Raw genomic sequence first — 15,639 nt, 5'->3', positions numbered from 1 at the left:
AGTCGAGGTTCTTTTGTATGCACTGTTGGCTGAATCTGCACTCTATGAACTCGATAAGGACTTGCTCACTGATGGTGGCGGAGAACTGCGTTTCATTCATTCCAAAGTTGTTCTTAAATGATTCTTTACCTAGGAGAGCGTAAATCTTATATGCTATAGTTAGTGTTAACGGATTGACATTAGGGAGTGAAAACATGGCTATTGAATGGGCGACAGCGGCAGATGAGGCATTTATTGCTGAGCGGGATCATCATATTTTGGCGAGTCTTATAGGCAGGAAGATTGAGAATCGAGAATATTATGTGTTTCGGAACGAGCTAGGCGATAGAATCGGCTGGATGAGGTACGGCTATTTTTGGGACAATACACCGTTTTTGAACATGATTTGGCTGGATGAGCAGGAGCGGGGCAAGGGCTTCGGCAAAACTGCGATGCTGCTTTGGGAGCAGCATATGCGGGAGCAAGGCTGCAAGCTCGTCATGACCTCAACGCAGGCGGATGAGGATGCGCAGCATTTTTATCGGAAACTCGGATACAAGGACTCGGGCTGTTTGATGTGGGAAAATCAGGCTTTGGAAATTATTCTGACTAAAGCAATTTAAGGAGTGATTTGCGATGAGCTACGATTTTAATCGGGTTTGGTTAACAAAGAAGTTCGAGGAGATTCGCATACGATTGCTGCTCGCCATAAGTCAGTTAGATGCCCAACAGTTAAATTGGAGACCGGATGGCACAAACCATAGCATTGCCAGTCTAATTAAGCATATCGAAGGAAATATACTTGAGCGCATCCGCATGAGCCAATTCAGCGTGATCGAGACCCGGAGTTTGTAACGCCTCCTATTGGCAAAGAAGAGCTTGAGGCTATTGTGAACAAGCGGTTTCAATTGATGAAATTGAATATCTTCATGTTGATTAAATAAGATATCATTAAGCTCCCTCGGTAGGATAATACAAATCATTTGATTGAATTAAAGGTGATGAAATATATTCTGCGGGGTGAGTGCATTTAGTAAAAAAGAGCATTGGCATCGACATTTAGGTGCATACTTGTCCGGTGATAAAGATGTGCGAAATCGATTTAAAGAGAGTCGAGCAGTTCTAGGGTAACTCCTAGGATTTGCTCGATTTTTTGTTTTTCTCGTGTCATTTTCCTGCTTTCAATTCAAATTTTTAGATTTTTAACGTGATAAAGAAAATAGGAGGAAAGGGGCTGAAAAGCCTTGTGCGGCGTGAAGTTTCGGCGATTGAGAAGGGGGGAACTGAAACTTATCGAAGTGCGACATCCTGTAATCCTACATACAGTTATCGTCGATGATCAGAATCCCGGGGGCATGCCGTTGTCGAGATTCGGTTTCGGCTTATCGAATGATTTTCACTTGCGTCGGTTCATGGAACATTTCGATCCATGTGCAGTGCTGCGGAGCTAGAGAAGCAAGCGAGTCGGGCGGGATGTACGATGGCCGGAATTGATCGTTGCCGGTATGAAGATAGGAAGCCGCGACTCTGGACGGATGCAATCTGTTCCAGACGTTCCGATATATCATGTTGCCTTTGGTAAAATCCGCGTTGGTCGTGATCGTCATCATCATCATCCAACTTCTATGATCCTGAAACGAATTGCGATGGTCTCTTATCATCAACAGCTCGCCTGATAAACGAAGGCGTGGTCTTCAGCGCTTATAAAGGTTGACCGGAACGCCAAGAGGACGCTAAGCTCTGGATCTCATCCGGCTTGGCGTTGTTTATTGACTTGAACGCGGACACCTCTAGACTCAGGGGTCTCCTTTCCTTTTTATAACCAAGGGGCAGCTGAATCTTTAAACATGAACCTAGCTACCCGATTTAGCTTATAAAACTACCCTCTCGGGTAGGTCAATTCAGACCTGCTATCTCTTATAGTAGAGAGTATGGCTTATGCAGCTCGAGAGTGACAAATGGACTATCTACACTACGATAAGAGGAGAGTAGAAACTAATGATTAGGCGTGGTATTTCATTGTTTATGGCTTTGATAATAGTAATGGGGTTATTTCCCTCGTATTCTTCTGCAGGAAGCGGGGTCACGAGTCTAACCACTTTAACTTTGTCTAGCGGCAAGGCTGTGGAGGACCTCATGGACACTTGGAAATTCTATGCGGACGTTGCGAACGACGTGAGCGAGATAACGGTTACGCCGACGGCGGTAGACGCTGATTCCAAGATTGAGGTAAATGGCTTAGAAGTAGCTAGCGGCAGTCCGTCGGGAGCAATTGCCCTGAATGTTGGAGTTAACACGATAGAGATTCTGGTGACACCAGCCCCGCCTCTAGATAGGTATAAGAAAATTACGACTTTAACGGTAACTCGAGCGGGTGGACCGGGTAGCAACACCATATTGAATTTTCTAGGCCTATTTCTGAAAAGCGAAATACCGGGGGATTTACCCGTCGGCTTCGGCTTCAATAAGAGCTTGCCGTTCTATGATTCGATATCTTTCATCGGCCAGAACAAGGTTCTGATCGATCCCCAACCCGAGGATAGCGGGGCGACCGTCACGGTAAACGGGATCGAAGCGACAAGAGGCGTCAAAGTACCCGTTGGCTTACTAATGGGAGATAACACGATAACGGTCGTCGTGACGGCGAGAGACGGGGTGACAACCCGGACCTATACGTTGCTTATTAATCGCCTTCCGGGCGCGGACACTTCACTTATCGAACTGGGGCTGAACAACGGCATACCCGTTGTCGATCCGGGTGATAACAAGAAATACTCCGTTAACTTCGCTTACGGCACGAAGAGCACTAGAGTATATCCGGTGGCTAAAATGGATTATGCAACGATTACGGTAAATGGAAAAAGTGTAGTGAACGGCGGGTTATCCGAGGCGATTCCCTTGGAGGTTGGGAGCAATACGATTGCGGTCGTGGTGACGTCGGAGGATGGGTTGGCTACGGCTAACTACACCCTGACGGTAACTCGGGCAGCCGCGCCGGCGGGCTACAAGGTAACCTTCGTCGAGAATAATGGCGGTGTCGATCCAGTCGAGGACCTCAATGAAGTTAGTCCTGGATCGACAATTGCAAGGCCGGAGGTAACCCGTGATGGCTATCTCTTCGCGGGTTGGTATAAGGAAGAGAATTATATTACCTTATGGGATTTCGATACGGATACGGTAAATGCGAATACGACGCTGTACGCGAAGTGGACGCCGACGTACACGGTGGTGTTCGACTCGCAAGGAGGAAGTTCGGTTGAGAGCGCGCCGGGTCTTCTCTCCGGAGCGACCGTCCCGAAGCCATCCGATCCAACAAGAGCAGGCTACACGTTCTCGGGCTGGTATGTGGATGAAAACTTCTCGTTGGCATGGAACTTCGCGACGGATACGGTAATCTTGGATGCGTGGAGCGTGAATAGGACTCTATATGCGAAGTGGACGGCAGTTCCGGCGGCGACGTACACGGTGACGTTTGATTCGAAAGAAGGCAGCGCGGTAGCGAGCTTGACTGGCATCGCTGCGGGAGCGACAATCACGAAGCCGACGGACCCGACGAGAGCGGGCTACACGTTCTCGGGCTGGTATAAGGATGAGGGCTACACCTCCGTCTGGAACTTCTTAACGGATACGGTAAGCGCGAATACGACGCTGTATGCGAAGTGGACGGCGATTCCGGTGACGACGTACACGGTGACGTTCGACTCGAAGGAAGGCAGCGCGGTAGTGAGCTTGACTGGCATCGCTGCGGGAGCGACAATCACGAAGCCGACGGACCCAACAAGAGCAGGCTACACGTTCTCGGGCTGGTATAAGGAAGAGGGCTACGCCTCGGCGTGGAACTTCACGACGGATACGGTAAGCGCGAATACGACGCTTTATGCGAAGTGGACGGCGATTCCGGTGACGACGTACACGGTGACGTTTGACTCCAAGGAAGGCAGCGCGGTAGCGAGCGTGGCGGGCATTCTCTCCGGCGCGACTGTGACGAAGCCGGCCGATCCAACGAGAGCGGACTACACGTTCTCGGGCTGGTATAAGGAAGAGGGCTACGCCTCGGCGTGGAACTTCTTAACGGATATGGTAAGCGCGAATACGACGTTGTATGCGAAGTGGACGGCAGTTCCGGCGGCGACGTACACGGTGACGTTCGACTCGAAAGAAGGCAGCGCGGTAGCGAGCTTGACTGGCATCGCTGCGGGAGCGACGATCACGAAGCCATCCGATCCAACAAGAGCAGGCTACACGTTCTCGGGCTGGTATAAGGAAGAGGGCTACGCCTCGGCGTGGAACTTCTTAACGGATACGGTAAGCGCGAATACGACGTTGTATGCGAAGTGGACGGCGATTCCGGCGGCGACGTACACGGTGACGTTTGACTCCAAGGAAGGCAGCGCGGTAGCGAGCGTGGCGGGCATTCTCTCCGGCGCGACTGTGACGAAGCCGGCCGATCCAACGAGAGCGGACTACACGTTTGAGGGCTGGTATAAGGAAGAGGGCTACGCCTCGGCGTGGAACTTCTTAACGGATACAGTAAGCGCGAATACGACGTTGTACGCGAAGTGGACGGCGATTCTGGTGACGACGTACACGGTGACGTTCGACTCGAAGGAAGGCAGCGCGGTAGCGAGCGTGGCGGGCATCCTCTCCGGCGCGACTGTGACGAAGCCGGCCGATCCAATGAGAGCGGGCTACACGTTCTCGGGCTGGTATAAGGAAGAGGGCTACGCCTCGGCGTGGAACTTCTTAACGGATACGGTAAGCGCGAATACGACGTTGTATGCGAAGTGGACGGCGATTTCGGCGGCGACGTACACGGTGACGTTTGATTCGAAAGAAGGCAGCGCGGTAGCGAGCTTGACTGGCATCGCTGCGGGAGCGACGATCGCTAGGCCGGCCGATCCGACGAGAGCGGGCTATACGTTCTCGGGCTGGTATAAGGATGAGGGCTACGCCTCGGCGTGGAACTTCTTAACGGATACAGTAAGCGCGAATACGACGTTGTACGCGAAGTGGACGGCGATTCCGGTGACGACGTACACGGTGACGTTCGACTCGAAGGAAGGCAGCGCGGTAGCGAGCGTGGAGGGCATCCTCTCCGGCGCGACTGTGACGAAGCCGGCCGATCCAACGAGAGCGGGCTACACGTTCTCGGGCTGGTATAAGGATGAGGGCTACGCCTCGGTATGGAACTTCACGACGGATACGGTAAGCGCGAATACGACGCTTTATGCGAAGTGGACGGCGATTCCGGCGGCGATGTACACGGTGACGTTTGACTCGAAGGAAGGCAGTGCGGTAGTGAGCTTGACTGGCATCGCTGCGGGAGCGACGATCGCGAAGCCGACGGACCCGACGAGAGCAGGCTACACGTTCTCGGGCTGGTATAAGGAAGAGGGCTACGCCTCGGCGTGGAGCTTCACGACGGATACGGTAAGCGCGAATACGGCGCTGTATGCGAAGTGGACTAAAGCTTCAAGCGGCGGCGACAGTGGTGGAGGCGTAAGCGTTCCGGCTAACAGCCCAGTCATCTCCGACAATGGAGAGTTGACGCTTCCTGTTGGTCGACCGGGAACGGTTAGCTTGAGCGATGAAGAGATTACCATCGAGATCCCAGCCGACGCGATGGACGCGAGTTTGCGAGTGACAATCGAGACCTTGTTGGACACGGATGAATTGTTGAAGAATAACGAAGTACTGGTAAGCGAGGTCTTCGAAGTGTTGAAGAATGTCCCAGGTACCTTCAAGAAAAACATTACGTTGAAGCTGGCCTTCGATCCGACGAAGCTAGGCGATGGCGAGCGTGCTTCCATCTTCTATTATGATGAAGAGAAGAAAGAATGGATGGAGGTTGGCGGTGTCGTAAGCGGCGCCTTCATTACCGCAGAGGTCAATCACTTCACGAAATTCGCCGTGTTAGCTGTAGGAGATAAGGCAAAGCCGGTAATCGAATTCGGCGACATCGTCGGTCACTGGGCGGAGGAAGCGATTCGCCAAGGAGCTAGCCTAGGGATCATGACTGGTTATCCGGACGGAACGTTCAAGCCTAATCTCACGGTTACGCGAGCTCAATTCGCCGTGATGCTAATGAATGCGATTAAGCCTGCAGGAGCAACGGAGGAATTGGTCTTCGAGGATGCATCACAAATTCCTGCATGGGCTAAGAATGCCGTGGCGGAGGCCAAACAAGCTGGCATCATCAACGGTTATGACGATGGTACCTTCCGTCCGAACGCTGAGATTACGCGAGCCGAGATGGCGGCGATGATCGTTAAGGCGCTAGATCTGACAGTCGAAGCGAATACCGCGACCGGCTTCGCGGATAACAGCGAGATTCCGGCGTGGGCGAAGGGAGCAGTTGCCGCTCTCAAGGAGACCGGTCTGATGCAAGGAACGGGAGACAATCGTTTCGATTCCGAAGTCAAAGCAAGTCGAGCGGAAGCGGTGACGGTTCTCCTGCGAATGCTAGAGCAGCAGAAGACAAAAGAGTAAAACAGATTGACGAGAGACCCCTGTGCCCTATAGCACAGGGGTTTTGCAATTGTCCAATTTAATCGAATATAATCGATTATATGGAATTTTTAATTTAGGCGTTTGGAGGCCTTGAATATGATTCGCAGTACCAAATATCTCATTCCCCCAGCGCGCAAATCTTTGGTGACTAGGCCGCAACTGACGCGTAAGCTTGAGGAAGGCATGGAGACCAAGCTGACTTTGCTATCGGCCCAAGCGGGCTACGGCAAAACGACAGCTTTAAGTGAATGGGCGAGACAATGCCGAGCTTCGGTTGCCTGGGTCTCCCTGGATAAATACGATAACGATTGGGGCGCATTCTGGAGCTGTGTCTTAACTTCCATACGAGAAAGACTGCCGCTGTTCGGGGAATCGATCGAATTCCTGCTCGAGCAAGAGTCTGCGGCTTCTATCGATTTCGCGGTATCGGCGTTTCTGAACGAGCTAAGCTCGATTCGCGGCGATTTTGTACTCATTCTGGACGACTATCACGTCATTGAGAATGCGTTCGTTAACGAGTCGATCCGATATATGCTTGAGCATCTGCCTCCGTACTTCCATCTCTATATCGCAAGCCGCACCGAGCTGTCTTTTCCCACGACCAGACTTCTTGCCAAGGGAGAGATCAACGTTATTCGAATAGAAGACATGCGATTCGAGTTTGAGGAGGGAGTTATTTTCTTCCGAGAGATGACGAACTTATCGCTATCGATAAGGCAAATCTCTACGTTGTTTGAGCAGACGGAAGGTTGGGTAAGCGGACTTCAGCTTGCGGCTATCACACTCAAACGAAGCGGCAATATCGCCGATACGATTCGCCAGTTCAGCGGCCAGCAGCGCCAAATCTCCGATTATCTATTGGAAGAAGTGTTCGGGCATCTGTCGGAATCCTTGCAGGAATTTCTGCTGGCTACCTCCGTTCTGAGCCGCATGAACGGGGAGCTGTGCGCGGCGGTGACGGGACAAGCCGACAGCCAGGTCCAATTGGAGCGGTTGGAGCAACTAAATTTGTTCATTATTCCGCTGGATGAGCAGCGCGATTGGTTCCGCTATCATCATCTGTTGTCCGAGTTCTTACAGCAGTTGTGCGCTAGGGACTACCCGGAACTGTGGAGACTTTCCCATCATCGGGCTGCGGCCTGGCATGAGAACGAGGGGCTCTATGAAGAAGCGGTGGAGCATTATATTAGGACGGAACAGGCAGAGGATGCCGTTCGGATTATCGACCGCATCATGCCGGAACTCTTACAATCGAGGAGCCACGTGGTTCGAAGATGGATTAATGCCTTGCCGGAGAGCAACTTTGAACACAAGCCGATGTTTCAGCTGTACCGCATCTCGCAATTCCTGATGGATCGGGATTGGGAGCAAGGACTGCGCAAGGCCGAGCAAGCGGAGAGACGGTTCGAAGCCATGAAGGAGTCCATCCCTGAGCCGGAATGGAAGCAACTGATGGGCAATCTCTATTACTTAAATGCACTCTTCTTCCGATTTCAGCAGAATATGCCGCGATCCCTCCATTATTTTGAACGGTTGGAGCATTATTTGCCAGAAGGAAGCAGCCTCCAGAAAGCCTCGACCAAAAGGTACTTAGGTCACGAGGGATTCGGGGATCCCCTTTCGCTGACCGTCAATCTGCACGAGATGGAACAATTCCAGCTTAAGCTGATAACGATGTGGGGGAAGAAACCGAACTATCCCTTTGTCGGCTACGCGTATCTATCCTATAGTTCGCTTATGCACGAGTGGAATCGGTTGGACGAAGCGGAGTCGTATATTGGACAAGCGCTCAGCCGAAAGGATCTTCGTTCCAACGTATGGACTTGGATTCATTTGGGCTTGGTGTCATCCCGACTCAAGCAGGCTCTCGGAAGAGAGGAGGAAGCAATCGAATGGCTTTCCCATCTCGGTTCGAGCGTCGACTCGCCAGATCAGCCTATTATTTGGAAAAGAATAAAGGCGGAGCAAGCCTGGCTGTATCTGCTTCAAGGGCAGCGTCAGAAAGCAATCGATTGGCTCGAACAGAGTGGATTGTCGCATTCGGACGAGGTTTCGGCTCAGTATTTCGATGAGTATCTAATAATGGTCAGGGTGATTGCAGGGAATGGACGGATTGAGGATGCGCTGCAATTGTTCGAGAAGCTGGAGAGCCTTGCGGAAAAGGAAAATCGTCTGCGAGAACGGATCAGGCTGAAGATCTTGCATAGTATGGTGCTTCGGCAATCCGAGGAGCCCCAAGCAGCCCTTGCGCCGCTGGCTATTGCCTTGAGACTCTCGGAACCGTTGGGCTACATCCGCAGCTATCTTGATGAAGGCCCTCAGATGGTCGAGATGCTAGCCGATCTTCTGAGTCAGCAGCAAAAGTCAGCATTGACATTGTTGCCCTCGAACTATATCCGTCTGCTTCTCGACGCTGTGAGCAGCAATCCGTCTCCTAAATCTTTGTCTAACGAGGCTCTGACCGAGAAGGAAGAGAAGGTGTTTGAATTGCTTGCGGAGGGATTCATCTATAAGGAGATTGCCGATCAATTGAATGTCACTCAAGATACGGTGAAGTTCCACTTGAAGAATATTTATCGCAAGTTAAGGGTAAATAACCGGGCTGAGGCAATCATGCGAACCAAGGAATATAGAAAAAGAGTTTGAGCGATTGGTGTGAAAGCTTGAGAGCGGCGAATTTTAATGGATAAGTTTCGAATAGTAACTTACAATATCGACAATTGGAACGGTGATTGGACTCCTAACAGCTATAAAGTCACGACAAGTAGAAGCAATCATAACCCTGGAAGCTTAAAAACATTCAAAACGACCCTGAATCAAAATCTTATATTCAGATTGATTATATTCTTAACCAAACAGCGGTTACGGTTGGGCGTGCACTAGCGAAGTTTATGGTAGCTTTTAATAAAGTTTAACCTTGTTAGGAGCTTATGTAACGAGGAAGTTTGGTTTCCAACTTTTATTTAATGGTAATTTGCGGTAGTTCCAGACTTTTATTTTTCCATGCTTATCACGTAACGTTAAAAACCGCATAAAATCAACATAATTGGTTCCATAGTTTTATTCCACCTGACACCCTTGTCCAGATACATTAAAGTTATTGTCTAGACAATATAGTTGTTTCTTTAACAATATAGTGTGTGATTTTTCAAAATAGTTTATGTCCATGATTCATTACAATAAAGTCTTGTTCTCTTTCTTAATAGGAAGTGACGAAACGAAAGTTTAAAACTTTTTTAATCATTAAGGGTAGTCCTAAGTTATTTTATAGGACTGCCCTTGTTTTTTCGTCGTGAGATTTTTAAATGACTTTTAATAATGAATTTTTTAGACTAGCTATTAGTAGCTCAAATAAATGAATGAGCGGTGAAACCAAATGAATGAGATAGGTGTAGACTTCCATTGAAGTCTGCAACTCTCCACACTATGTTTGCCGCTCTCCACTTAAAGTTTGCTCACGAGTCGACTGTCGAAAGAAAATTAAGTTGTAGACTAGCATGGTTGATGTTACGCGCTTTACAGCTGTTAGAATTGTCAGCCCAGCGAAATAGGTATTAGACTGAAAAACTAACTGTATCACGCTGGAAGACTGGAGCGACCGGCGGTGAAAGATCGTGCCGAACAGGAACTTCTGAAAGAACAAACTGGAAGCATGATCCGCAGCTCGCCGCTGCCGGCACCAGCATACCGATCCAGGAAGAACAAGCAGGCGCACGGCTACAGCTTCGCCGTCCTCTTAGTCCACAACTTTGTTTTCTTTCGTCACCGACGAACTTCAGGTATCCACCCCTGATTTTCGCTCGGCATTTTTCTCACTCTTTTCCCCAGGAAGCAGGCTTTTCCCAGCATCCACAGCCTTGGAATTCCGTATCACGCCTGCGTTCTCAAGCTATTTTCTCAGGTGTTTCCTCGACTGCTTTACCTGATTGATCACTTCCTAAGCTCAGCTCAAACTTATTATGCTTTAGGGGTTAGGGAGAAGGGAGGAGAAAGGGCTGGGCTGGGAAGCCTTGTGGGGAGGAGGGGCAGGATTGAATAGATGGGGACACTTATTTAAAACTTTTGTCTGTTCCTCTTCACTACCCCCGTTCCTTTAAAGCGGCAGCGCAAATACTATGCTTGGGGAGCGCTTGTTTTGGGTAATGAAAACAAGGGTTTTGTTTTGATCAAAGGTGTAATCAAAAGAGCCCTTAGTAGGGCTTCTTTGATCAATAGGGAGAGGGGAATACTTATAGTTGGTATAGTCCTAAGTGTGGATATTATTAAAAAAGATTTTTGGTTATTTTAGCAGCCATATATTCGATTTTCGGAGTCATTGCCTTGTCATCGACGGTATGCAGTTTATCGGGTATAAATAGTAATATTTTTTTTATCGTATAATAGTCGGAAATCGCATTATATACTGTAAGATTATTTTCCATTAGATACTTTGCATCCAAGATATCTCTTAAAATCTCATCCTGCTTAATGGTAATCTTCACGTTAATTTTGTTGAAAATCCCCTGTTTTATTCCCGCATTATAAAAATCTAATATTTGTTGCTCGCGTGTTTTTAGCGCCTCGCCGAGTTGATCAAATTTCTCTGGGTAATGGACCTCAAGATCCTTCAAGAATACATCTGTAATGTATTGCATTAATAAAACGGTTTGCTCGAAAATTTGTTGAAAACGATCCCCCATTTTCTCCCCACTTGTTTCATCAACGATTTCATGAATATATTGAACAAAACTATCTACTATAAATTCCACAATATCTTCTTTTGTAGAGTAGTACTTATATAATGTGGCTCGACTAATGCCCATTATTCTAGATATTTCGTCCATTGTAAGCAACTGAAACCCATTTTTCCTCACGTAAGGAAGTAATTTCGCCATGAGTTTGCTTCTTGTTTCATTGTGCTTATCGGTGACAATCTTGTTATTCATTTCATTCCCTCCTTTCAATATTATAACCGCTCCTCTACATGAAATACATAATACATTTTATGAGCAGAATATACAATTTTAATCTTTTTTGTTTACTTTGTAATTTCAATTTGGTATGATTACTTCGACGATATGATACTAACCCTGAAGTGTAGACCACTTCAATTAGGTTGATGATCGCTAGGGAGTAAAGATAATTATTTACAAGGCTTTCATTAGCCTTAAACGAAGGGAGAATAAAATATGCAGTATCGTTCTTTAGGACAACAGGGGTTGCGTGTTTCTTCACTTGGTTTTGGTTGCATGGGCATTTCAGTAGCGTATGGTCCTTCTAATGAGAATGAGGGCATTGAGACGATACGACAAGCTTATGACCTCGGTATCAATTTCTTTGATACAGCAGAGTTATACGGTAATGGTCATAATGAGCAAGTGCTTGGCAGAGCCGTTAAAGATTTTCGTGATAAAGTTGTGCTCGCAACAAAATTTGGTTTTGATATGAAAGCAGAGCAGGTTGGTGCAGGTTTCAACAGCCATCCAGACAATATTCGTAAAGTGGCTGAGAATAGCTTGCGCTACTTACAAACAGATTATATTGATGTCTTTTATCAACACATTCCAGATCCAAATGTCCCAATTGAGGAAGTTGCTGGTGCAGTAGGTGACCTCATTCAACAAGGAAAAGTGAAATATTTTGGGTTAAGTAATGCTGGCCCAGATACCATTCGCCGTGCACATGCTGTGACACCAGTATCGGTATTGCAGAGTGAGTATTCTATTTTTGAGAGGGAGCTTGAAGATAGAAACATAATTACAGTGTTAAGGGAATTAGGCATTGGTTTAGTCCCTTATGCACCGTTAGGCAGAGGATTTCTAACTAATGATGTTAAACCAGCTGAGGAGTATCCTGAAGATGATTTTCGTCGTATAGATGAGCGCTGGAAGGGAGAGAATTTTACCTATAATTTGAAGGCCGTTCAACAACTTAAAGAATTGGCATCAAACAAAGGGATCACAGTTGCACAATTGGCGCTCTCTTGGTTACTAGCACAGGATGAGAGTATTGTTCCGATTCCTGGAACGCGAAGTGTTGGTCGCCTTAAAGAGAACGTTGGGGCTGCGGATATTGAACTAACTGATAATGACCTTGCACGTATTGCAGAAATCATTCCTAATGGATCAGCAGGTAGTCGATATCCTGCGGGGATGTTGGAGAATTTCACAAGAGAGTAACGACTCGCCAAGAGCAAGGTGAACATTCTATTTTACTTGCAAGTAAATAAAAGAATGAACAATACAAAGTCCTTATTGTATTGCAGGAGCATTAATACTTCAGACTAACAACGGCAATCTAGGACTGAACTGCACCACGTCAAGTAGGTAGTACAATTAGAAAAATAGACGGTCTTTTTCCTGTATTCCATAGGACTGAGGCTGTTTATTTTTTGTTGCTGTTATGAATTTATTTTTACACGTTCAGCTCCAACATTGTGGTGTTCAGCTTTACATGGCAAAGGGCTAACTCTGATCAATCTACTGGCAAGAACTTGGGCGGATGTAGCTCATGACGGATTCTCATGTCCGGAGGAGTGTGGTAACTGATTCATTACTGTCAGAAGAAAATAAAATGTTAGACTCGGCAAATAAAGTATTAGACTGACTATGCTTCATTAAGCCCCCTTGGTACGATGCAGTTTTCTCACTAATGCTCGCTTATTCGCAGGATTTCACCAGAAGATAAATCGTAACCCGGATTGAATGGGACGAGAGCCGTCAAAATGGGCAACCGGCAAGCATGCGGGAACAGAAGGGGCGAGTTTTGCTCCTTTTTTGTTGATCTGCTGCACGCTGCTCCACGCACCTCTGGAGTCTTTCACTCCCATTTCTCGACGGGTCTATGCCCTTTTGTTTAATGCAATCTGATTCATTACAATAAAGTGTTGTTCTCTTCCAAATAGGAAGTGACGAAACGGGAATTTAAAACTTAATAATTTATCAAGGGTAGCCCTAAGTCATTTATAGGGCTACCCTTATTTTTTTCATTACGTGATTGTTAAAGTGACATTGTTTTGCTAGTGTCACCGTTAAATTGGCTTTATGAAATTCAAATAATTTAAAAGGTAGTGAAATTATATGAATGAGATAAAATTATGCGTCTAAAAAAGCGATTATAATTGAACTTTTTTCCTGATACATTATTTAGTGACAATACTTCGAATCGACTGGGTTAAGTTGTGGCTTTGGAATAAAGTTCGATAATTTATAATAAAGTTTGATACAATTACGTCGACAGGATGGATTATGACAATTCAGTAATCGGGCCATTTTGTGTGAATTTTAGGAGTGAAGAAATGAATAATTTTTTTACAGCATTAACTTATGTAAATAAAAAGATTTATGAGTCGAATCACTTAACTGTAAAGTCAGTTCAAGAAGAAAAGCAAAATTCTAAGTATGGTGCTGGTACATTTCAATTATCTTCTAAAACAGTGCGATTCAGAGTTTCGAATATAACCCCTACCAAAGTAGGGCAGTTTGTTGCATTTTGGGAAAAGGACGAAAATAATCAAAATCAACCTTACTTATATGAGGAAGCCCCTGATTTATTAGTTATAACTACCTTTAAAAATGAAAATGAGTTTGGGCAATTTATTTTTCCAAAAGAAATTCTTTTAAAACAGAACATTCTTAGGTCTACTTCAACAAAGGGCAAAATGGCAATAAGAGTTTATCCTAGCTGGGATAGTCCGAGTAGTAAACAAGCGATGAAAACTCAAAAATGGCAGTTGCCCTATTTTGTTGATATGTGTATTCCAAATCAATTTCCCTTAGAAAAAGTAATAGAACTGTATTCTCTTTAATCCTCCGCAATCGGGCGCGATTGTTGAAGATCATAGCCAGAAAATGATCAAACTTTATTCCAAGGCTACATAAGTAGCACCAAACCGTATTGATTTAGGTATCAGAAGGACTCCTGTCTGCATGATAAGAGAGTTAGGGAGAACTATGGTAAACATACCGCATGAAAATTTCATGCCGCCAGAAGCGCTCTTCACTTAGAGGCTTAGCGGTCAGACAATTCTTCAAGGACAACTACATTCCGCAGGAAGTGAACTCTGATGGAAACGTTCAAAAAAATATTGAAACGTTTCCAATTTGGTGATATTATAATTTTTATCGAGGGTTTAAGTGGGGGGTTAGATGTCGAGTATTAAAGATGTAGCCATCTTAGCTGGCGTAGCAGTAGGAACCGTGTCCCGTGTCATTAATAAATCAGGTGCTGTAAAACCCGCTACACGCAGAAAAGTTGAAGAAGCCATACAAGAGCTGAATTATGTCCCTAATGAAATTGCCCGAAATTTCAAAATGCGTAAATCCAAGATGGTAGCACTGATGTTACCAAGCATCTGGCACCCATTTTTTTCTGAACTGGCGTATTACATTGAGGATGAGTTGGACCTTGAGGGTTATAAGCTCATGCTCTGTAATAGCGGAGGCAAGCCTGAAAAAGAACTTTATTATTTGGAAATGCTTCAGCAAAACAAAGTGGCTGGTATCGTCGGCATTACTTACAACGATATAGAGAACAACGTGAGAAACGACATTCCGATTGTAAGTATCGACAGGCATTTTAACAAGAAAATTACCTGCGTAACTTCGGATAATTACGAAGGCGGGCGTTTGGCCTTAAGGGAGCTAGTAAAAGCGGGTGCTAGAAAACCGGCATTTATAGGAAGCGTCACTTCAGTTTACAGTGAAACCATGAATCGTAGAGAAGGCTTCATTCAAGAGGCGAAAACAATGGGTGTTGAGTACGTTGTATACGAGAAGCCAGACCCCGTTGAGGATGACGACGCTTATTTTGATGAGTTACTAAAAGAGCATCACGATGTGGACGGCGTTTTTGCCATTACCGATATATTTGCCGCCAAATATATTGAAAGAGCAGGCAGGCAGGGTATTCGGGTCCCAGAAGATGTAAAGGTCATTGGATACGATGGCATCCAGGATCATCCCTATTTCCATCCTTTGTTGTCAACAATCAGACAACCGGTGGAGGAAATGGCACGCATGACCATCAGACTGCTTTATGAGAAGATTGAAGGCAAGGATTTAGAACAGCAAGTGTATCGACTCCCGGTTACTTTTAGGCAAGGCGAAACTACGTGATTATGATTGGTAGGAAAAGCATCAGCTCATGGTCGATTTAACAGTGTGAATTGAC

Annotated in this window: 9 protein-coding genes; 7 read left to right on the top strand and 2 right to left on the bottom strand. The window is 46.4% G+C overall.

What is annotated here, in order from left to right:
• Positions 1 to 194 precede the first annotated feature (194 nt).
• The gene (locus AC50Y5_RS18760; protein ID WP_494862828.1) at positions 195 to 602 is read left to right on the top strand and encodes a GNAT family N-acetyltransferase; all 408 of its coding nucleotides are present in this window, start codon (positions 195 to 197) and stop codon (positions 600 to 602) included.
• A gap of 13 nt (positions 603 to 615) precedes the next feature.
• A complete protein-coding gene (locus AC50Y5_RS18755; protein WP_494862826.1) occupies positions 616 to 834 on the top strand; it encodes a DUF1572 family protein in 219 nt (72 codons plus the stop codon).
• A 527-nt stretch (positions 835 to 1,361) separates the two neighbouring features.
• Here the strand turns inward: AC50Y5_RS18755 and AC50Y5_RS18750 are convergent.
• The gene (locus AC50Y5_RS18750) at positions 1,362 to 1,640 is read right to left on the bottom strand and encodes a hypothetical protein (protein ID WP_494862824.1); all 279 of its coding nucleotides are present in this window, start codon (positions 1,638 to 1,640) and stop codon (positions 1,362 to 1,364) included.
• A 475-nt stretch (positions 1,641 to 2,115) separates the two neighbouring features.
• On the opposite strand from AC50Y5_RS18750, the gene AC50Y5_RS18745 reads away from it, so the two are divergent.
• Entirely contained in the window at positions 2,116 to 6,468 is a 4,353-nt protein-coding gene (locus tag AC50Y5_RS18745; protein WP_494862822.1) for an InlB B-repeat-containing protein, read from the top strand.
• A 117-nt stretch (positions 6,469 to 6,585) separates the two neighbouring features.
• On the top strand, positions 6,586 to 9,135 hold the full coding sequence (locus tag AC50Y5_RS18740) for a winged helix-turn-helix domain-containing protein (RefSeq protein ID WP_494862820.1): 2,550 nt from the start codon (positions 6,586 to 6,588) through the stop codon (positions 9,133 to 9,135).
• 1,616 nt (positions 9,136 to 10,751) lie between these two features.
• Here the strand turns inward: AC50Y5_RS18740 and AC50Y5_RS18735 are convergent.
• Positions 10,752 to 11,414 (bottom strand): TetR/AcrR family transcriptional regulator, encoded by a 663-nt coding sequence (locus tag AC50Y5_RS18735; RefSeq protein WP_056033181.1) that lies wholly within the window; start codon positions 11,412 to 11,414, stop codon positions 10,752 to 10,754.
• 243 nt (positions 11,415 to 11,657) lie between these two features.
• On the opposite strand from AC50Y5_RS18735, the gene AC50Y5_RS18730 reads away from it, so the two are divergent.
• The 3 genes from AC50Y5_RS18730 (at position 11,658) to AC50Y5_RS18720 (ending at position 15,584) form a co-directional block, all read left to right on the top strand.
• Positions 11,658 to 12,647 (top strand): aldo/keto reductase, encoded by a 990-nt coding sequence (locus AC50Y5_RS18730; protein WP_494862818.1) that lies wholly within the window; start codon positions 11,658 to 11,660, stop codon positions 12,645 to 12,647.
• 1,118 nt (positions 12,648 to 13,765) lie between these two features.
• A complete protein-coding gene (locus AC50Y5_RS18725) occupies positions 13,766 to 14,275 on the top strand; it encodes a MepB family protein (RefSeq protein WP_339208877.1) in 510 nt (169 codons plus the stop codon).
• A 340-nt stretch (positions 14,276 to 14,615) separates the two neighbouring features.
• Positions 14,616 to 15,584, top strand: a complete 969-nt coding sequence (locus AC50Y5_RS18720) for a LacI family DNA-binding transcriptional regulator (protein WP_056033190.1) — start codon at positions 14,616 to 14,618, stop codon at positions 15,582 to 15,584.
• The last annotated feature ends 55 nt before the right edge of the window (positions 15,585 to 15,639 follow it).

The organism is Paenibacillus sp. JT22N7 (assembly GCF_059383875.1).
Note: the sequence above shows the minus strand (reverse complement) of the source record. Positions and strands in the feature narration are given on the sequence as shown.